General features: G+C 68.2%; 21 protein-coding genes. 6 read left to right on the top strand and 15 right to left on the bottom strand.

The window, feature by feature from the left end; translation table 11 throughout:
- Positions 1-4 precede the first annotated feature (4 nt).
- The 5 genes from ACIPV5_RS17450 to infC form a co-directional block, all read right to left on the bottom strand.
- Positions 5-673, bottom strand: a complete 669-nt coding sequence (locus ACIPV5_RS17450) for a response regulator transcription factor (RefSeq protein WP_053096904.1) — start codon at positions 671-673, stop codon at positions 5-7.
- Between the two features lie 76 nt (positions 674-749).
- A complete protein-coding gene (locus tag ACIPV5_RS17445) occupies positions 750-1,562 on the bottom strand; it encodes an RNA methyltransferase (RefSeq protein WP_056280340.1) in 813 nt (270 codons plus the stop codon).
- 102 nt (positions 1,563-1,664) lie between these two features.
- Complete coding sequence (rplT, locus tag ACIPV5_RS17440; RefSeq protein WP_045252681.1) at positions 1,665-2,051, bottom strand: 50S ribosomal protein L20; 387 nt, start codon at positions 2,049-2,051, stop codon at positions 1,665-1,667.
- Positions 2,052-2,083: 32 nt separating this feature from the next.
- On the bottom strand, positions 2,084-2,278 hold the full coding sequence (gene rpmI, locus ACIPV5_RS17435; protein ID WP_017828564.1) for a 50S ribosomal protein L35: 195 nt from the start codon (positions 2,276-2,278) through the stop codon (positions 2,084-2,086).
- 72 nt (positions 2,279-2,350) lie between these two features.
- A complete protein-coding gene (gene infC / locus ACIPV5_RS17430; protein WP_072591506.1) occupies positions 2,351-3,001 on the bottom strand; it encodes a translation initiation factor IF-3 in 651 nt (216 codons plus the stop codon).
- A gap of 231 nt (positions 3,002-3,232) precedes the next feature.
- Here infC and ACIPV5_RS17425 point away from each other — a divergent pair, with 231 nt between their 5' ends.
- Positions 3,233-3,631 carry a DUF1844 domain-containing protein gene (locus ACIPV5_RS17425; protein ID WP_053096908.1) on the top strand — a complete coding sequence of 133 codons (399 nt, stop codon included), beginning with the start codon at positions 3,233-3,235 and terminating at the stop codon, positions 3,629-3,631.
- A 48-nt stretch (positions 3,632-3,679) separates the two neighbouring features.
- Here the strand turns inward: ACIPV5_RS17425 and ACIPV5_RS17420 are convergent, their stop codons facing one another.
- Positions 3,680-4,507: an SseB family protein gene (locus ACIPV5_RS17420; RefSeq protein ID WP_053096910.1), complete on the bottom strand. Its 828-nt coding sequence runs from the start codon at positions 4,505-4,507 to the stop codon at positions 3,680-3,682.
- Complete coding sequence (gene priA, locus ACIPV5_RS17415) at positions 4,491-5,237, bottom strand: bifunctional 1-(5-phosphoribosyl)-5-((5-phosphoribosylamino)methylideneamino)imidazole-4-carboxamide isomerase/phosphoribosylanthranilate isomerase PriA (protein ID WP_053096912.1); 747 nt, start codon at positions 5,235-5,237, stop codon at positions 4,491-4,493. Before priA ends, ACIPV5_RS17420 begins: the two co-directional genes overlap by 17 nt.
- A gap of 666 nt (positions 5,238-5,903) precedes the next feature.
- Between priA and ACIPV5_RS17410 the strand changes: the two genes are divergently transcribed.
- Positions 5,904-6,911 carry an AAA family ATPase gene (locus ACIPV5_RS17410; RefSeq protein WP_400342111.1) on the top strand — a complete coding sequence of 336 codons (1,008 nt, stop codon included), beginning with the start codon at positions 5,904-5,906 and terminating at the stop codon, positions 6,909-6,911.
- A 75-nt stretch (positions 6,912-6,986) separates the two neighbouring features.
- Here ACIPV5_RS17410 and hisH read toward each other — a convergent pair whose 3' ends face one another.
- The 4 genes from hisH to ACIPV5_RS17390 form a co-directional block, all read right to left on the bottom strand.
- A complete protein-coding gene (hisH, locus tag ACIPV5_RS17405; RefSeq protein WP_056280145.1) occupies positions 6,987-7,628 on the bottom strand; it encodes an imidazole glycerol phosphate synthase subunit HisH in 642 nt (213 codons plus the stop codon).
- A complete protein-coding gene (hisB, locus tag ACIPV5_RS17400; protein WP_400342108.1) occupies positions 7,625-8,242 on the bottom strand; it encodes an imidazoleglycerol-phosphate dehydratase HisB in 618 nt (205 codons plus the stop codon). The genes hisH and hisB overlap by 4 nt, the downstream gene beginning before the upstream one ends.
- On the bottom strand, positions 8,239-9,333 hold the full coding sequence (locus ACIPV5_RS17395) for a histidinol-phosphate transaminase (RefSeq protein ID WP_400342105.1): 1,095 nt from the start codon (positions 9,331-9,333) through the stop codon (positions 8,239-8,241). The genes hisB and ACIPV5_RS17395 overlap by 4 nt, the downstream gene beginning before the upstream one ends.
- Before the next feature lie 91 nt (positions 9,334-9,424).
- Positions 9,425-9,787: a LysM peptidoglycan-binding domain-containing protein gene (locus tag ACIPV5_RS17390; RefSeq protein WP_053096921.1), complete on the bottom strand. Its 363-nt coding sequence runs from the start codon at positions 9,785-9,787 to the stop codon at positions 9,425-9,427.
- Positions 9,788-10,069: 282 nt separating this feature from the next.
- Here ACIPV5_RS17390 and lexA point away from each other — a divergent pair, with 282 nt between their 5' ends.
- Positions 10,070-10,756: a transcriptional repressor LexA gene (lexA, locus tag ACIPV5_RS17385; protein ID WP_056280140.1), complete on the top strand. Its 687-nt coding sequence runs from the start codon at positions 10,070-10,072 to the stop codon at positions 10,754-10,756.
- A gap of 55 nt (positions 10,757-10,811) precedes the next feature.
- Positions 10,812-12,677 carry a prolyl oligopeptidase family serine peptidase gene (locus tag ACIPV5_RS17380; protein WP_400342104.1) on the top strand — a complete coding sequence of 622 codons (1,866 nt, stop codon included), beginning with the start codon at positions 10,812-10,814 and terminating at the stop codon, positions 12,675-12,677.
- On the opposite strand, the gene smpB is transcribed toward ACIPV5_RS17380, so the two are convergent.
- The 3 genes from smpB to ftsE form a co-directional block, all read right to left on the bottom strand.
- Positions 12,678-13,154: an SsrA-binding protein SmpB gene (smpB, locus tag ACIPV5_RS17375; RefSeq protein WP_053096927.1), complete on the bottom strand. Its 477-nt coding sequence runs from the start codon at positions 13,152-13,154 to the stop codon at positions 12,678-12,680. It lies immediately after the preceding gene.
- An 85-nt stretch (positions 13,155-13,239) separates the two neighbouring features.
- Positions 13,240-14,154: a permease-like cell division protein FtsX gene (ftsX, locus tag ACIPV5_RS17370; protein ID WP_056280135.1), complete on the bottom strand. Its 915-nt coding sequence runs from the start codon at positions 14,152-14,154 to the stop codon at positions 13,240-13,242.
- Entirely contained in the window at positions 14,151-15,203 is a 1,053-nt protein-coding gene (gene ftsE, locus ACIPV5_RS17365; protein ID WP_053096931.1) for a cell division ATP-binding protein FtsE, read from the bottom strand. Before ftsE ends, ftsX begins: the two co-directional genes overlap by 4 nt.
- A 139-nt stretch (positions 15,204-15,342) precedes the next feature.
- On the opposite strand from ftsE, the gene ACIPV5_RS17360 reads away from it, so the two are divergent.
- Entirely contained in the window at positions 15,343-16,770 is a 1,428-nt protein-coding gene (locus ACIPV5_RS17360) for a DUF2510 domain-containing protein (RefSeq protein WP_400342101.1), read from the top strand.
- Between the two features lie 21 nt (positions 16,771-16,791).
- Positions 16,792-17,838 carry a DUF2510 domain-containing protein gene (locus ACIPV5_RS17355; RefSeq protein WP_400342098.1) on the top strand — a complete coding sequence of 349 codons (1,047 nt, stop codon included), beginning with the start codon at positions 16,792-16,794 and terminating at the stop codon, positions 17,836-17,838.
- Between the two features lie 12 nt (positions 17,839-17,850).
- On the opposite strand, the gene prfB is transcribed toward ACIPV5_RS17355, so the two are convergent.
- Positions 17,851-18,960, bottom strand: coding sequence for a peptide chain release factor 2 (prfB, locus tag ACIPV5_RS17350; RefSeq protein ID WP_053096937.1), 1,110 nt, complete (start codon positions 18,958-18,960; stop codon positions 17,851-17,853).
- Positions 18,961-19,054 lie beyond the last annotated feature (94 nt).

The raw sequence follows: 19,054 nt of genomic DNA, 5'->3' as shown, positions 1-19,054 counted from the left end.
AACGCTACCCGGCCAACCGATAGCCGACACCGCGCACGGTCTCGATCAGATGCCGCTGACCCGCCTTCTTGCGGATCGCGCCGACGTGCACCTCGAGCGAGTGCCCGAAGCCGCGCCAGTCGGTGTTCCAGACCTCGCGGATGAGTCTCTCCTTCGGCACGGCGACGCCGGGGTACCGGGCGAGCACCGCCACGATGTCGAATTCCTTGCGAGTGAGTTCGATGGGAGCGCGTCCGATGATCACCTGCCTGGCGACGAGGTCGATCTCGATCTCGCCATCCTGCAGCCGTACGCGCGCCTCGGATTCCGGCCGCACGGGTCGAGAGCGTCGTGTGACCGCCTCGATCCGGGCGAGGAGCTCGTGGACGTCGTAGGGCTTGACGACGAAATCGTCAGCGCCGGCACGCAACCCTCTGATGCGCTCCGTGACCTGGTTGCGTGCGGTGACGATCACGATCGGCACCTCGGAGCGTGCGCGGATCCGACGGCAGAGATCGATGCCGTCGACATCGGGCAGACCGAGGTCGAGGAGCACCACCTCGGTGTCCGCACCCAGTTCCTGCAGCGCGGAGGCTCCGTCCGCGGCTCGCACGGTGGCGTACCCGGATCGCGCGAGGAAGGCCTCGAGTGCAGCGGCGACACGCTCGTCGTCCTCCACGATCAGAATCTGCATCGACCCTGGGTCCCCTTCTCCGCTCGAGCAGGGACAAACCTACCAGCAGGACGGGCGGCCGCTCGTCCGCCGGGGATCAGGCCGAGGATGCCGCCCGCTGCGCGAACGCGCTCTCGTAGAGGCAGACGCTCGCTGCCGTGGCGAGGTTCAAGGATTCGGCGCGGCCGAAGATCGGCAGCTTCAGCACCTGGTCGGCCTGCGCGAGCGCCTCGTCCTCGAGACCGCGCGCCTCATTGCCGAAAAGCCACGCCGTAGGCTCGGCGAGCACTCCGTCTGCCCGGGCATGAAGAAGATCCTCGCCCTTGACGTCCGCGGCCAGAATCCGGAGTCCCGCGGCGTGAGCCTTCTCGACCACATCAGAGAGCTCTGCGCCCACGGATACGGGCAGATGGAACAGCGAACCTGTCGTGGCGCGCACGACCTTCGGGTTGTAGGGGTCGACCGTGCGGCCCGTCAGCACGACGGCGTCGGCTCCCGCCGCATCGGCGGCCCTGATGATCGTGCCGAGGTTTCCCGGGTCCCTGATCTCCTCGCAGATCGCCACCAGACGGGGGGATGCCGCGAAGATGTCCCGCACCGACGTGGGCGCCTGCCGGACGACGGCCACCAGCCCCTGCGGAGTGACCGTGTCGGCCATCGCGTTCAGCACGTACTCCGTGACGTACTCCACGTCGATGCCGGCATCCGATGCCTTCGCGCGGATGTCCGGATGCTTCTCCCAGCCGGTCGGGGTCGCGAACAGCTCCACGATCGCCTGAGGACTGTAGGTCAGCGCCTCGCGAACCGCCTGGGGACCTTCGAGGAGGTAGAGCCCTGTCTCGGCGCGCGCGCTGCGCTTGGTCAGCTTGGCGACGGCACGGACTCGGGGCGAACGGGGGTTCTCCAGCACGTTCACAGTCTAGAGAACGGCAGGACCGTTCCTGCGCAAACGCCGGACGAACGACAGAGGACGCCCTCCCGAAGGAGAGCGTCCTCTGTGGTGAAGAGCTGCTTACGCAGCCGACTTCGGAGCGTTGACGTCGGAAGGCAGAGCCTTCTTCGCCGTCTCGACCAGCGTCGTGAAGGTCGCTGCGTCGTTGACCGCGAGGTCGGCGAGCATGCGACGGTCGACGGTGACACCCGCGAGACCGAGGCCCTGGATGAAGCGGTTGTACGTGATGCCGTTCTGGCGTGCAGCGGCGTTGATGCGCTGGATCCAGAGACGACGGAAGTCGCCCTTGCGCTTGCGACGGTCACGGTACGAGTAGACCAGCGAGTGGATGACCTGCTCTTTGGCCTTGCGGTAGAGGCGCGAACGCTGACCGCGGTAGCCGGAGGCGCGCTCGAGGATGACCCGACGCTTCTTGTGGGCGTTTACCGCCCGCTTGACTCTTGCCATTTTCCTGTGTTCCTATCGTGCGTTCGGGCGCGTCAGCGACCGAGAAGCTTCTTCGCGACCTTGGTGTCAGCCTTCGACAGCACCTGGTCCTGGTTGAGGCGGCGGGTGCGACGGCTCGACTTGTGCTCGAGGTTGTGGCGCATTCCGGCCTGCTGCTTCTTCAGCTTGCCGCTGCCGGTGATCTTGAAGCGCTTCTTAGCACCCGAGTGGGTCTTCTGCTTCGGCATCTTCTCTTCCTTCGTATGGCGCCTTCTCAGGCGACGGTGTCAACCCGCGGTGCGGGAGTCTGGGGGCGGGAGTTATTCCGCTGCGGCCTCGGCCGGCTCGTCGGCGTCGGTCTTGGCTTCGCGGGCGGCCTGCTTGTTCGCTGCGCGCTGGGCGTCGCGAACCGCATTCTGCTCCTGCTTCGCCTCGGACTTGCTCTTGAGCGGAGCCACGATCATGACCATGTTGCGGCCGTCGATGGTCGGGTTCGACTCGACGGTTCCGAGCTCGGCGACATCCTCGGCGAACTTGCGGAGGAGACGGACGCCCTGCTCGGGACGCGACTGCTCGCGACCACGGAACAGGATCATGGCCTTCACCTTGTCGCCGGCCTTGAGGAAGCCCTCGGCGCGCTTGAGCTTCGTCGTGTAGTCGTGCGCCTCGATCTTCAGTCGGAAGCGGACCTCTTTGAGGATGGTGTTCGCCTGGTTGCGGCGAGCTTCCTTCTCCTTCTGGGCGGCTTCGTACTTGAACTTGCCGTAGTCCATGATCTTGACCACGGGCGGCTTCGAGTTGGGCGCGACCTCGACGAGGTCGAGATCTGCTTCCTGCGCAAGGCGCAGCGCCGCCTCGATGCGGACGACGCCGATCTGCTCACCCGCGGGACCGACGAGGCGGACCTCGGGGACGCGGATGCGCTCATTGGTGCGGGGATCGCTGATGCGTAGCTCCTTAGACGATGGGATTCGGCCACCAGGATGCTGTCAGCACCCCGGGCGAAATCAGAATCGTCCCACCCACCGGCATTCAGACGCCGGCTCCGCACCCTGCCTGCCGGACCCCGTCTGACGACGTGATCCGGTGGAGTGCAAGACCCGGTAGCCTGGAACGGCAAGCGCGGGTGGGAAGTGAATCCTCTTTCGTACCGGAGCATGACGCTCCGGAGCCCGACAAAGTCTAACAGAAGGCAAGGCGAAGTGACGAACCAGGCATCGGATGAGGCTGCACGCGAGCGCGAAGAGCGCTGGGCACGGCAGGAGGAGGCGGCGTCCTCCGCCACGCGGGACATCGCCGATGTGCCGGCGGTCGAGGTCATCACGACCGCAGCCGTCCACCTCATGAGTGCCGCGGCGGTCAAGCTCGGCCTCGCCGACGACCCGCACGCCGCGGAGCAGCTCGACCTCGATGAGGCGCGCAAGCTCATCAACGCCCTCGCCGGGCTGATCACCGCCGGCGCACCGGAGATCAGCGACATGCACGCGCGGTCCCTCCGAGACGGGCTGCGCTCGCTGCAGCTCGCGTTCCGCGAGGCGTCGACCATTCCCGACCCGATCGGCAAGGGTCCGGGCGAGAAGTGGACAGGCCCGGTCAACTAGGGACTGCCGGCCGCTGCGGCTGACCGGTCGGTGGCAGCACCGAGCCGGTCAGGCCGAGCGACGCAGCTTCACGGTGAGAGAGTCGGCGAGCACCGCGATGCGATCATCCGCCGCCCACCGCTGCGCCAGGCGCGCGAGCACGGCGTCGAGCACCTCGCGCTCGAGCCCGTCGACCAGCTCGAGGATGACGATCAGTTCTGGTCCGCGCAGACGGGCGTCCGGGTCTCCGGCCGCGACGGCGACGTCGATCACGGCGAGTTCATGCGCGACACTCTCCTGCAGAGCAGTGAAGACCTCGGGCGAGAGGAAGCTCGGCTCCCACCGATGACCCTGCGCGACCGCCCACACCGCGGGACGACGGAGGACGAACTCGGTGTCCGACGTCGGGTCGAGAACGATCAGATCCGTCTCCTCCGCCGACGCTGCGAGAGCGGCGCGCACGGCTTCCACCGGGATCGGACGGGCCGTCGCGTCCCAGCGCTGCATCGCCTCGACCGACGAGAACACCGGCTGCACGCGACGACCGTCGGGAGCCGCGACCGTCACGATCGAGAGCTCCTGAGTCTTGTCGACAGCGAGACCGCTCGGCGCCACGCCCTCCTCGCCCTTCTCGGCGATGAGCGGGATCAGGACCCGCGCCGAACGGAACGCGTCGACGACCTCGGTCTGAGCACCGTCGCCCGCCCGAAAACGCAGCAGCGCGTCGAGCAGAACCGGGTCGGCCGATCCGTCGTCGGCGGCATGAGGGTTCGACTGGAAGCTGCGGCCTTCCCAGGGCACACCGGCCGAGTCGCCCCGATCGCTGGACGGGTGCTCGTGCGACCCATGACGGTCGTGGGGACCGTGGTCCCCGGCGTCGTCAGTCCCCTGCGACATCCAGCGCCTCAGCCAGCGTGAACGCGCCGGCGTAGAGTGCCTTGCCGACGATGGCGCCTTCGACGCCCAGCGGCACCAGTTCGCGGAGCGCCACGATGTCATCGAGGTTCGAGATGCCTCCGGATGCCACGACGGGCTTCGGGGTGCGGGCTGTGACCTCGCGCAACAGCTCGAGGTTCGGCCCCTTGAGGGTCCCGTCCTTGGTGACGTCGGTCACGACGTAACGGCTGCAGCCGGCATCCTCGAGGCGCTCGAGCACCTCCCAGAGGTCGCCGCCCTCCTTCGTCCACCCGCGAGCGGCCAGCGTCGTACCGCGGACGTCGAGCCCGACGGCGATCGCTTCGCCGTAACGGCTGATCACGTCGGCGGCCCACTCGGGGTTCTCCAGCGCGGCCGTGCCGAGGTTGATGCGGGTCGCGCCGCTCTCGAGAGCCGCCTCGAGCGTCGCGTCGTCACGGATGCCGCCGGACAGCTCGACGTTGACGTTCTTGAACTGCTTGATGACCTTGCGGAGGATCGGCGCGTTGCTGCCGCGTCCGAAAGCGGCATCGAGGTCGACGAGATGGATCCACTTCGCCCCCTGTGCGACCCACTCCCCCGCGGCGTCGAGCGGGTCGCCGTAGCTGGTCTCGGTGCCGGCCTCACCCTGAGTGAGGCGGACGGCCTTGCCCCCGGCGACATCGACGGCGGGAAGCAGGGTGAGAGCGGGAGACTGCGCGAAGTCGTTCATGACGTCCTCAGGTGAGATGGAGAGACCGATTCGTCGGCACGAGAATCGACACTAGCCCGCGTATCGGCCCGCTCCAAAACGATGACAGCAGAGAACCTCCCGTGCCACGCGGTAGCCTCGATGACGCCCCTGTTTCGGTGTGTGAGGAGATGTTCCATGGTGCGCGATGCGGATGCGCGAGGAGGCGGACCCCTGCGACGCGGGAATGCGCTGCCTCCCGAGACTCCGGATGAGCGCGCTCAGATGCCGGCTGGACCCGACGCGGAGCCCACAGCCCCGCACCCCCGACCGGCACCCCAGCCCGCCCCCGCGCCGGGGACACGAGCCGCAGCGGCATGGGCAGCAGCCTCCGCCGCAACTCCTCCTTCCGATGATGCGCGACCGGCCACGCCCGCTGTACCGATCTCCGCACCGCCTTCGGTCCCCGCTGCGCCACCCGCCGCCCCTGCAGTACCGCCCGCGCCCTCAGCCGCATCGCCCGCAGCCCCTGCGGTACCGACGACGCCGGCACCTTCCGGTGCGCCCGCTGCGACCGGATCGCTTTCGACCGCGTGGTCGGAACAGCAGAGCTCTTCGACTCAGGACAGCACCGCGCGGCCCGCCGTTCCGGCGGCCACGGCGCCGCGCCCCCAGTCTTCCGACGTACCGCCCGCTCCGCCGCTGCCGGTGCCCGCCTCGGCCCCGTCCGCGCCCAACGCCGCCGCTGCAGAGTCGGCGTCCTCGGCATCCTCGCGTCGTCAGCAGCGCGAGCAGGGCGTGGGGCGTCGCTCGTTCCTTCAGGAGGAGCGCCGTGAGGAGCCAGCGCGTCAGGGCGGTCGCGGGCTGCTCAACCGCGTCGGGTTCACCCTCGGCCCGAGCGCTCGCGAACGCGCCGTCCGCGACGACGAGCACGCGGTGAGCCGCCACTGGCCGGGCCCCCGCACCGTCGCTGTCGTCAACGGGAAGGGCGGGGCGGGAAAGACACCGGCCACCGTGCTGCTGTCGGCGGTCTTCGCGCAGTACGGCGGCGCCGGGGTTCTCGCCTGGGACAACAACCAGACCCGCGGCACCCTCGGCTGGCGCACCGAGACGGGGGCGCACGATCGCACACTGCTCGAACTGCTTCCGCAGACCCGGCGCCTGCTGGGAGCCCAGGGACAGTCAGCCGACCTCGCGCACTTCGTGCATCACCAGCCGCAGGAGAAGTACGACGTCCTGCGGTCGAAGCCCGTCCGGCTGGCCCACGAGAATCGGCTCCGGCCCAGTGACGTCGACTCCATCCACGCGATCGCGGCCAAGTTCTACCGTCTGATCATCATCGACTCCGGCAACGACGAGTCCGATCCGATGTGGCTGCGGATGATCGACCTCGCCGACCAGATCGTCGTGGCGACGACGACACGTGACGACCATGCCGAGGCCGGGGCGCTACTGCTCGAGGCACTCGAAGACCGCGACGAGCGATCCGCACGGTTGGCTCGCGAGTCAGTGGTCGTCGTCAGCCAGGCGGACCCGAAGGCATCCCCCGCCGAAGTCGCAGACGTCATCGCCGGATATCAGCCGCTCGCGCGCGAAGTCGTCGGCATCCCCTTCGATCGGGAGATGGTCGACGGTCACCTCCGTCTTCGTGCACTTGCGGCGCCGACGCAGCGGTCGTGGCTCTCTGCCGCGGCCGCCGTCGCCCGAGGCTTCTGAGCCGTTCGGCAGAGGACCCGACGGACCGGTCGTCCGAGGTTCGGATCGACGGCGGCTCAGCGGGCTGCCGGCGCGTCAGGACCGAAGGCTGTCGACCCAGTTGCGGAGCAGCTGGATTCCGGCCTCTCCGGACTTCTCGGGATGGAACTGCGTCGCGGAGAGCGGCCCGTTCTCGACCGCGGCGAGGAACGGATCGCCGTAGGTCGACCACGTGAGCACCGGCTGAGGGAACGGCGGGATGACATCGAGCTCCCACGACTGCGCGGCATAGGAGTGCACGAAGTAGAAGCGTTCGTTCTCGATGCCCTTGAACAGCACCGATTCGGCGCCCGGCTCGACCGTGTTCCACCCCATGTGCGGCAGCACCGGCGCGTTGAGCTCCGTGACCGCTCCCGGCCATTCGCCGAGACCCTCGGAATCGTGCCCGCGCTCGACACCGTGCGCGAACAGAACCTGCATGCCGACGCAGATGCCGAGCACCGGGCGCCCGCCTGCGAGCCGGCGATCGATGATCTCGTCACCGCCGTGCGCGTAGAGCGCATCGCGGACGGCCTGGAACGCGCCGACTCCGGGCACCACGAGACCGTCTGCCTCGAGCGCCTCCGTGCGGTCGCGCGTCAGCACCGCATCAGCACCGGCGGCGATGAGCGCCTTGACAGCCGAGTGGACGTTGCCGGATTCGTAGTCGAAGACGGCGACCCGGGGAGCCCTGCTCACAGTGCGCCCTTCGTCGACGGGATGCCGTCGACCAGGGGGTCGAGGGCCTTGGCCTGGCGGAACGCCCGAGCGAATGCCTTGTACTCGGCTTCGGCGATGTGGTGGGGATCGCGGCCCCCGAGAACGCGTACGTGCACCGTGAGTCCCGCGTTGAAGGTGATGGCCTCGAACGTGTGGCGCACGAGCGAACCGGTGAAGTGGCCGCCGATGAGGTGGTGCTCGAAACCGACAGGCTCCCCCGTGTGAACGAGATAGGGACGCCCCGAGATGTCCACGACAGCCTGAGCGAGCGCCTCGTCGAGCGGCACGAGAGCGTCGCCGTATCGCGAGATGCCGGACTTCTCGCCCAGCGCCTCACGGATGGCCTGACCGAGAACGATCGAGATGTCCTCCACGGTGTGGTGTGCGTCGATCTGCGTGTCCCCCGAGGCGCGCACCGTGAGGTCCGTGAGCGAGTGCTTCGCGAAAGCCGTCAGCATGTGATCGAAGAACGGCACCGACGTGTCGATACGGCTCGCACCGGTGCCGTCGAGGTTCAGCTCGAGCTCGACGGTGGACTCCGACGTGCTGCGCACACGCGTGGCGGTGCGCGGGGTCTGGGCGGGGCTGCTCATGAAGCCGATCCTATCGAGGCGAGGACATCGAGGAATGCCGTGGTCTCCGCCTCGGTGCCCGCGGTGACGCGGAGGTGCCCGGGTATCCCGACGTCGCGGATGAGAACACCCTGCTCGTAGAGCTGCTGCCAGACCTTCTGGGGCTCTGCGACACCCCCGAACAGGACGAAGTTCGACCAGGACTCATGCGGGGTGTACCCCAGCGCCTCGAGCGTCGCGGAGATGCGATCCCGCTGCTCGACGATCTCCTCGACCATGCCGAGCATCACGTCGGAGTTGCGCAGAGCGGCGACGGCTGCGGCCTGCGTGAGAGCGCTGAGGTGGTACGGCAGGCGCACGAGCCGCAGAGCGTCGATGAAGGCAGGATCCGCGGCGAGGTACCCCACGCGGGCACCCGCGAAGGCGAAGGCCTTGCTCATCGTGCGGGAGACGGCGAGCCGCGGTCGTCCCTCGAGAAGGGTCAGAGCCGATGCCGCGTCGTGCGGCGCGAACTCCTGGTACGCCTCGTCGACGACGACGATTCCGTTCGACGCCTCGTACACGGCTTCGACGACGTCGAGGTCCAGCGGCGTGCCTGTCGGATTGTTCGGAGAGCACAGCAGGATGACGTCAGGATCGACATCTCGCACCTGCGATGCCGCCTCTTCGGGGGTGATCGTGTAGTCGGGCTGCCTGGTGCCGGCGACCCAGCGCGCTCCGGTGCCCTTCGAGATCAGCGGATACATCGAGTAGGTCGGGGCGAAGCTGAACGCCGTGCGGCCCGGCCCGCCGAACGCCTGCAGAATGTGCTGAAGGACCTCGTTCGACCCGTTGCCCGCCCAGATCTGGGCCGGTTCGAGACCATGACCGAGGTACTCCGCGAACCCTTCCCGGAGCGTGGTGAACTCGCGATCCGGGTAGCGGTTGACATCGCGGAGCGCGACCGCGATGTCGTCCAGGATGTCACTGGCGACCGCGTCGGGAACCGGATGCGTGTTCTCGTTGACGTTGAGTGCGATCGGAAGAGGCGCTTGCGGCGCTCCATAGGGCGTGAGCCCTCGGAGGTCGTCGCGAAGAGGGAGGTCGGCGAGTGATGCAGTCACCCTTCCCATGGTAGGCCGCCTTCGCTACACAGACGCTCGTGGTGACGGAGTGTGAACGCGCTTCCGCGCCGCACCGCTCGATCGAACGGCCCTCACGGCTTCATTCCGAATACTGCGCCGGAATCGCCAGCTCCTGGCCGATCTGCAGCTCGCCGCCGCGCAGCAGGTTCAGACGCGTGATGTCGCCGATCACGTCGCGCGGATCCGCGCCGGGGGCCACGCTCTCGGCGATCGACCACAGCGTGTCGCCGGGCATCACCGTCACCGTCGCGAACGATGCCGTGGCGGTCTGTTCGCCTGAGGCCATCGCACTGCCGCCGCTGAGTGCGGCGAATGCGATCCCGGCTGCGAGCGGCACGGCCGCGACAGCGAGAACGACACGTCGACCGCGCGCCGTCAGCTTGAGCCGCGTCGCCGGACGAGCCGGAAGGACTGCTGCACTGCTGAAGGTGATGGTGCTCATGTCGTGCTCCTCTGCATCTACCGCGTGGGCGGTGAAGTTGGCGTAGCGTTCGCATTCGCGCCTCGGCCGGGAGCCGTGAATGCGAAGCTACGTTCCGAAGTTATCTTCGAATTCGAACATCTGTCAAGCGTTCTTCGAAACAGAAGTCCGGGAATCGGCCGACACGCTCGAACAGATCTTCCACTTCGGCGCGATTCTCGGATACGGTTTCGATGTCAACACCCCACCACGGGCCTCCGACATTCGAACTGAGACGCCGGAATCGCACACCTGAGGAGCACCATGAGCGACATCTCCGCCCCCGACGCCGACGTCCCGCGCACCCGTCGCCGCAAGAGCCTGAGTCCCAAGCAGATGGCGATCCTCGAGGTCATCCAGACGTCGATCAGCCGTCACGGGTACCCGCCGAGCATGAGAGAGATCGGCGACGCCGTGGGCCTCAAGTCGCTGTCCAGCGTGACCCACCAGCTCGGCCAGCTCGAGCTGAGCGGATATCTGCGACGCGACCCCGGCAAGACCCGTGCCATGGAAGTGCTCATCGACCTCCCCGGCACCAGCGGAGAGAATCCCGCCGATGTGGCGACCCCCGTGGGCGATGCGGCGCTCGTGCCGCTCGTCGGCCGCATCGCCGCAGGTGTCCCGATCACCGCCGACCAGCAGGTCGAGGAGATCTTCCCGCTCCCCCGGCAGCTCGTCGGCAAGGGCGACCTGTTCATGCTCAAGGTGTCCGGCGAATCGATGATCGATGCGGCGATCTGCGACGGCGACTGGGTCGTGGTGCGGTCGCAGAGCAGCGCCGAGAACGGCGAGATCGTCGCCGCCATGCTCGACGGCGAGGCGACGGTGAAGGTTCTCCGTCGACGCGACGGCCACACCTGGCTGCTGCCTCGCAACTCCGCATTCGAGCCGATCCTCGGCGACGAGTCCGTCATCCTCGGCAAGATCGTCGCCGTGCTGCGCGCGGTCTGACTCCCCTCCCACCCTGCCGGTGACGGCGGGCGTCGACGCACCATAGGCTCGAACCATGTCGTCGCCGTTCGGTACCTGGACCTCTCCGTTCACCCCCGACCGGATCGCCGCGTCGTCTCCGCGGATCGATGGCAGCGCCTTCGTGGCTGACGAGATCTGGTGGGGTGAGTCGATCCCTGCCGAGGGCGGTCGCCTGACCGTGCGAAGTTCGACGGGTGCCGAGATCCTTCCCGCGCCATGGAGTGCTCGGTCTCGCGTCCACGAGTACGGCGGCGGGGCGTGGACCGCGGATGCCGACGGCACGCTGTACTTCGTCGATGCCAAGGATCAGCGCGTGCACCGCGTGCCCCGCGGCGGTGTCCCCGTTCCTTTGACACCCCCGGGCCCGGCGCACGGCGGTCTGCGTCTGCAGAGCGGCCGCCTGTTCGCCGTGCGGGAGGATCTGTCCGTCTCCCCTCACCGACGCGCCATCGTCGAGATCCCGACCGACGGGTCGGCATCCGACCGGCCTGCGCTGTTGAAGACCCTCGTCGAAGGCGAGTCGTTCTACGCTCATCCGGCACTGTCTCCCGACGGTTCTCGTGCAGCGTGGGTCGAGTGGTCCGGCGATCGGATGCCGTGGCAGCGAGCGTCGTTGGTGATCTCGGACGGCACCGCGCGCACAGAGCTGTCCACTCGCGCCGCGCTGCAGCCCGAGTGGACGGCTGACGACGAGATCGTGTACTCCGACGATCCCTCGGGCCGCTGGGCTCTGCACCGACAGCGTGTCAGCGGAGCCCAGGCGGTCGGCACGGCGGAGCAGATCATCGACGACGACGCCGACACGGGATACGGCCTCTGGGTGCTCGGCAATCGCTGGTACCGCCCGCTCGCCGACGGTCGCGTCGTGGCTGTGCGCACGAACGGTCGCGACCGGGTCGTCGTCATCGACCCCGACGGCAGCGCCCACCGCATTCCCCTCCCCGCAGACGGCCACGTGAGTGTCGACGATGTCGCGGGCTCCCGCGTGCTGCTCTCCGGAAACAGCTCGACGACAGAACCCGGGGTCTGGTGCGTCGACGTCGACACGGGTCGCGTCGAGGCCGTCGCGGGAGCTGCGCCGACCGATCCTGCGTGGATGCCGCCCGCATCCGAGGTCCTGGTCGACGGCTCGCACGGGCCCGTCCATGCCTTCGCGTACCCGCCGACGAATCCCTCGGCCCACGCTCCGGCCGCGGATGACGAGCTCCCGCCCTACATCGTGCTCGTCCACGGCGGCCCGACCGCGCATGTGACCGGCGCGGCGTCCGCCGCCGTCGCGTTCTGGACGAGCCGCGGCATCGGCGTGCTCGACGTCAATTACGGCGGATCGACGGGCTACGGCCGTGCGTACCGCGAACGGCTGGACGGCGGATGGGGCGTGGTCGACGTCGACGACGTGATCGCAGCGGCCCGCGGCCTCGCCGATGCTGGGCTCGCGGATCCCGCCCGCATCGCGATCAGAGGCGGCTCGGCGGGCGGTTGGACAGTGCTCTCGTCGCTGGTGCGGGGAGGGACGTTCGCCGCGGGGATCAGCCGATACGGAGTGGTCGACCTGCAGATGCTGAGCGCGCACTCCCACGACTTCGAGGCGCACTACATCGAGGGGCTGGTGGGTCCGCTGCCCGAGGCGGAGGCACTCTACGTCGCGCGTTCGCCCCTGACACACGCCGACCGGATCGACGTGCCGGTGCTGCTGATGCAGGGTGCGGACGACCGTGTCGTGCCACCGGCACAGTCCGAGGCGATCCGCGATGCGCTGGCGACGAGTGGTGTGGAGCACGAGTACGTGCTGTACCCGGGTGAGGGCCATGGCTTCCGGTCGAGCGAGACGATCATCGACGCCCTCGAGAGGGAGCTCGCTTTCCTCGGACGCGTGTTCGGATTCACGCCCGCGCGCTGATCACTCCCCCACGCGGTTGCGCAGGCGCATCGCGCGCTCGGCTTCGCGGGTGTCCTGACGCTCGCGGAGGGTCTGGCGCTTGTCGAACTCGCGCTTTCCCTTGGCGAGAGCGATCTCGACCTTGGCGCGACCGTCGGAGAAGTACAGCTTCAGCGGGATCAGCGTGTAGCCGCCGGCGGAGACCGCGTGCTGCAGCTTCGCGATCTCCTCACGGTGCAGCAGCAGCTTGCGGACGCGCTTCGCCGAATGGTTGGTCCAGTGGCCCTGCGAGTACTCCGGGATGTGCACCGAGTCGAGAAAGACCTCGTTCCCCTTGACGAACGCATATCCGTCGCTCAGGTTCGCGCGCCCCTGGCGCAGTGACTTCACCTCGGTGCCGGTGAGCACCATCCCCGCCTCGTACGACTTCTCGATGTTGTAGTCGTGACGTGCGCGACGATTGGTCGCGACGACCTTCTCCCCGCGTTCCCTGGGCATGATTCTCTCCTGATCCGCGTCGCGCAATGGTTCCGGTGCCCGTCACGGGCGCACGACAGCCTGTCAGTCTATACCGGCGCGCGGGTCAGGTGCGAAGCCAGCGACGGATCGCGAAACCCGCCGACAGCGCGGCGAGCACGACGCCGATGCCGATCAGCACCGGGACGACGACGGCAGCGTCCTGCATCGACACCCAGGTCGTGATGAACGGCACGCGTCCTCGGAGGTAGCCGTCGACGCCGAAGTGGACGCCGGCGACGACGGCCGCGCTTGCGAGGGCCGAGCCGAGGAAGGCAGCGAAGACGCCCTCCAGGACGAACGGCGTCTGGATGAAGCGGTTGGACGCCCCCACCAGGCGCATGATCCCGATCTCCTTGCGTCTGGCGTACGCGGAGAGCCTGATGGTCGTGCCGATCAAGAGGATGGCGGCGATCAGCATGAGCGCTGCGATACCGACCGCGATGTAGGTCGCGACCGTCAAGGCGGAGAACAGGGGTTCGAGGTACTGGAGCTGATCCTGGACCTGCTCCACCCCCGCGACACCGTTGAACGCCTCGGAGATGACCTGCGACTGGCCGGGATCCTTCATGGTGACGAAGAAGACCTCGAACGCCTGCTCGGGCGAGATCACGCTCGCCTGGTCCTCGCCGAGCTGATCGACGAGCTTGGCGTACGTGTCTTCCTTGGAATCGAAGCTGACCTCGCTGATGAGAGGAGCGAGCGCCTCGCCGTCGAGCTGTGCTCGCACGGCGTCGACCTGCTCCTCCGAGGCGCCGCCGTCGACGCAGGTGTCCTGCTCCGAGATGTCGGAGCACATGTAGACGGCGACCTGCGCCCGCTCGGTCCAATAGCCGCGCATCGTGCCGATCTGCGCCTGCATCAGGATCGCGGCGCCGACGAAGGTCAGCGAGACGAATGTCACGAGCACGACGGAGATGACCATCGAGATGTTGCGACGAAGCCCTCCGAGGGCCTCCGCGAGGATGAGTCCGATTCTCACGACGTCGGCCCCACTTCTTCCGTGCCGTCGTCGGACAGACCGAGTCGATCGGCCACCCCGAGCTCGGCGACGTCGACCTGCGGCAGCACGATGGGATGCGTCCGCGCCGCGAGGGCGACCGCCGGCTGCTCGTCTATCACCGGCGGCTCGATCGGCGCCGCCTGAGCCTCGGGAGTCTCGGATGCGGTCGGGACGGCGTCTGCGGACGCCGATTCCGCCTTGCGCTGCGCGCTGAGCTCCTCAGCGAGCGCGGCGCGGACCAGCGAGAGGTCGGCGGTCTGGCGCTGCACCTCCTGCACAGCAGTGAGTGCAGCGGCCGCGGCGGCACCGCGCACCTCCTCGGGAACCAGACGCGGGATGTTCGACGTGTCTCCGTAGCCGCCGTGCACCTCGTCTCGCACCATCTCGCCATCGCGAAGTTCGATGACCCGACGCTGCATCTGGTCGACGAAGCCCGCCTCGTGTGTCGCCATCAGCACGGTGGTGCCTCCGGCATTGATCCTGGCGAGGAGCTGCATGATGTCGACCGACGTCGCCGGGTCGAGGTTTCCGGTCGGCTCGTCCGCGAGCAGGACCTGGGGGCGATTCACGAGCGCCCGTGCGATCGCGACGCGCTGCTGCTCGCCGCCGGAGAGCTCGTGCGGCATCCGCTTCTGCTTCCCGTCGAGTCCGACCAGCGCGAGCGCCTCGGGCACGGCCTGCTGGATGAAGCCGCGCGACGAGCCCGTCACCTGCAGAGTGAAGGCGACGTTCTGGTAGACGGTCTTCGACGGCAGCAGTCGGAAGTCCTGGAACACGGATCCGATGTGGCGGCGGAAGTACGGCACCTTCCGGTTCGCAAGCGAACGCAGATCGCGGCCGAGCACGGCGACTCGACCCGTCGTCGGCACGTCCTCGCGGAGGATGAGTCGCAGACAGGACGACTTGCCCGACCCCGACGCGCCGACGAGGAAGACGAACTCCCCGCGCTGCACTTCGAAGTCGACATCGGACAGAGCGGGCCGCGAGGTCCCGCGATAGCGTTTCGTGACGTTCTCGAACCGAATCATGGCGGTTCGAGCCTAAGCGCGCACCCTCGTCTGCCTGCGAGCGACACCCCGCTCGACCCCCCTGCGTGTCGCACTCCACTGCTATACATGGAGGTGCCGATCCGTGCCGTCAGCATGGACGATACTCCGAGGGGGAACCATGACGACGCCTGCAGGCTGGTATGACGACGGATCCGGGCGTCAGCGGTGGTGGGACGGCACCCAGTGGACCGAGCACTTCGCCCCCATCGTGGAATCCGCCCCGTCTGCAGCAGGCGAGTCGGCCGGCGGTCTGACCGGCGAAGCGACCACGGACCGGGGTTCCGAGTCGGCTGACGTATCGGGCCACTCCTCGTCCGACGCGATTCCCGATTCGGCAGCAGCCGCGGAGACGGCCGCTGCGATCGAGTCGGTCGCCGCGGTCGAGAGCCCGTCGTGGAACACGCCCGCACCCTCCGACTCCCGCGCCGACGCGGAGACTCCGGCCGAGCCGTCCGCCCACCAGGACGCGGGCGCCGCGCCCTCATACGGCGCGCCCGTGACCGATGCCCCTGTCGACGAGGCCGGCACCACGCATGAGCAGGGTTCCACCTCTCCGGAGTCCCCGACGCCGACCGACGACATCGTGCCCCCGTATGCGAACACCGCGGGTCCCTCCGAAGGTGGTGCACCCTCCTACCCGGGCACCGCAGCCCCCTCGTATCCCCAGGAGTACCCGGTCGCGCCCGCATACCCGGGTTCGGCGGCACCCTCACCCTCGTACCCCGGCGCCGCCGCGTACGCTCCCGCCGGACAGCAGTATGGTGCGCCCGCCGGATACCCGCCCGCATACGGCGCCACGACCCCGGTGGCTCCGGCCCGCCCGTCGGTCCTCGGGCTCGTCGGGCTCGGACTCGCGGCGCTCGGAACGATCCTGTCGTGCATCCCGGTGATCTTCTGGCTCGGATGGCTCCTGCTCGGCGTGGGCTTCATCGTCTCGCTCATCTCGCTCTTCCTCAAGGGCAGGAAGTGGCCCGGCATCTCCGGACTCATCCTCTCGATCATCGGCGCGATCATCGCGGTCGTCATGTTCTTCGTCATCGTCTTCGCGACGGTGTCCGAGGCCGTGCGCGATCTGCCGTCCGCGCCGCCGTCGAGCGATTCCGACACCGGAATCGACGACGGCACGACCGACGACGGCACGGGGTCCGCGCAGGTCGAAGAGGGCACGATCGGCGACACCGTCGCACTCACCTTCCTGGGCGGGAGCGGCGAGATCACTGTCACCGAGGCGCGCTGGGCGACCAGCGACGGCTCGAGCATCCCCTCGACCAACGGCGGTTACGTGACCCTCGAGACGACGTGGACCGGTGTCGAGGGCACGACGGCCGCGAACCCGCTGTTCACCTCTCTGGAGACGGCAGAGGGAGTCGAGGGTCAGGTCGACTTCTTCGTGACGGGCGCACCGAACGAGCTCCTCGACCCGGGGCAGACGGTCAGCGGCCCGATCACCTTCGACATCGCCCAGAGCGAGTCCTACGTCTTCGTCGTCACTGACGAGGCCGGACGCGACATCGCGCGCATCGACGTCGCTCCGTCGGCCGGCTGAGACCCGAGCGGAACGGCGATCATGACGGTCCCGGCAGGGTGGTACGACGACGGAGCGGGCCGGCAGCGCTGGTGGGACGGCGCAGTCTGGACTGAGCACACCGTGACCACCGCGACGTCGTCCGTGGCGAACACGCCACAGGAGCACGGCCAGCATGCCACGGAGGAGCCCCCGGTCGCCGCATCGGCGGACCCGATCTTCGAACCGCCCTATGCCTGGCAGTCGTCGAATCCCTCCCCCGGGGCCTCCGCAGAGGTGCCGCAGTACGGGCCCGCGTCGATGCCCGCGACCTCGGCAGGCGTCGTCGCCTCCCACGATGCGACGGCAGGGTTCGGGTCGTACGGCCCTGTGCCTCCGAAGGCGAACACGAAGGTCTCTGTGCTCGGCATCATCGGTCTCGGCATGGCCGCGCTCGGCGTGGTCCTCTCGTGCATCCCGCCGATCTCGATGGCTGGTGGGGTTCTGCTCGGGATCGGATTCGTGCTCTCGCTGATCTCCCTGTTCCTCCGGGGTGCGAAGTGGCCGGGAGCGGTGGGCATCGCGGTGGCCGTGCTGGGTGGTGTCGTCGCGATCGCCATGATGCTGCTGACCCTGGGCGCCTCGGGGCTGTCGTCGATCGTGCCGACGTCCACCTCGACCCCTCAGGCGACCCAGAGCACAGAACCCGACGACACCGCCGAAGGCTCTCCCGGCAGCGCGGGAACCGAGACCGTGACGGTCAACGAACTCGAGGTCGGTCACTGCATTCCGCTCATCGAATGGGAGGAAGAGGTGTACGAGCTTCCGATCGTTCCGTGTGACGCGCCGCACACCGACGAGGTCTATTTCATCTTCGATGTGCCAGAGGGCGAATTCCCCGGGGACGACGAACTGCAGACCATCGCCGCCGAGAGGTGCGACGTCGCTTTCGAGGATTTCGTCGGCATCCCCTATGCCGATTCGGAGCTCGACAACTATTGGTTCGTACCGACTGAGTCGTCATGGAAGCGGATGAACGACCGCGCAGTCCAGTGCATCGTGATCAGCTACGACGAGATCACGGGCACCCTCGAAGGCGCCGACCGCTGAGACGAGCGTCGCTCAGTCCTCGTCTTTGCGCTTGCGCCAGCGGATGCCGGCCGAGATGAACCCGTCGAGATCGCCGTCGAACACGGCGGCCGGGTTGCCCGACTCGTGTCCGGTGCGGAGGTCCTTCACGAGCTGCTGACCGTAGAGGAAGTACGAGCGCATCTGGTCGCCCCAGCTCGCCGTGATGTTTCCGGCCAGCTCCTTCTTCTTCGCGGCTTCCTCCTCCTTCTGCAGCAGCAGGAGTCGGGTCTGAAGCACGCGCATCGCGGCAGCACGGTTCTGGATCTGCGACTTCTCGTTCTGCATCGAGACGACGATGCCGGTCGGAAGGTGAGTCAGGCGCACGGCGGAGTCGGTGGTGTTGACGGACTGCCCGCCGGGACCCGACGAGCGGAAGACGTCGACTCGGATGTCGTTCTCGGGGATGTCGACCTCGGTCGCCTCCTCCATGAGAGGGATGACCTCGACGGCGGCGAAGGACGTCTGCCGCTTGTCCGCCGAGCCGAACGGACTGATGCGGGCGAGGCGGTGCGTCCCTGCCTCGACCGACACCGTTCCGAATGCGTAGGGAGCGTCGATCTCGAACGTCGCCGACTTGATGCCGGCACCTTCGGCGTACGAGGTGTCGAGAACCTTGACGGGATACTTGTGGCGTTCGGCCCAGCGCAGGTACATGCGCATGAGCATCTCGGCGAAGTCGGTGGCGTCGTCGCCGCCCGCACCCGAGCGGATGGTGATGATGGCGGAGCGCTCGTCGTACTCGCCGTCCATCAGCGTCTGCACCTCGAGCTGATTGATGATCTCGGTGAGCGCGTTGAGCTCGGCGCGTGCTTCGACCGCGGAGTCCTCGTCGCCCATCTCGTTCGCCAGGTCGACGAGAACCTCGAGATCGTCGAGCCGACGACCGATGCCCTCGACTCTGGCGAGCGCCGACTGGCGGTGGCTCAGAGCACTGGTCACCTTCTGGGCGCGTTCGGGGTCGTCCCAGAGGTCCGGCACGCCGGCTTCCTCGCTGAGGCGCGCGATGTCGGAGCGGAGGGTCTCGACATCGATGACCTCGCGGATGTCACCGTAGGTGAGTCGCAGGGCCTGGATGTCGGCGGAGAGATCGAGTTCGAGCATGTCGCGTCCAGCCTAACGTGCCGCCCCTGCGGGCGGGGACGGCGTTCGAACGGGAGTAGCGTGAATCGGGTGAGCAGCGCATCCACGGTCCTCA

The sequence above is a fragment of the Microbacterium sp. NPDC090014 genome, assembly GCF_044748285.1.
Taxonomy (GTDB): Bacteria; Actinomycetota; Actinomycetes; order Actinomycetales; family Microbacteriaceae; genus Microbacterium.
The sequence above is the reverse complement of the archived record's forward strand: the minus strand, read 5'-3'. Positions and strand labels throughout refer to the sequence as shown.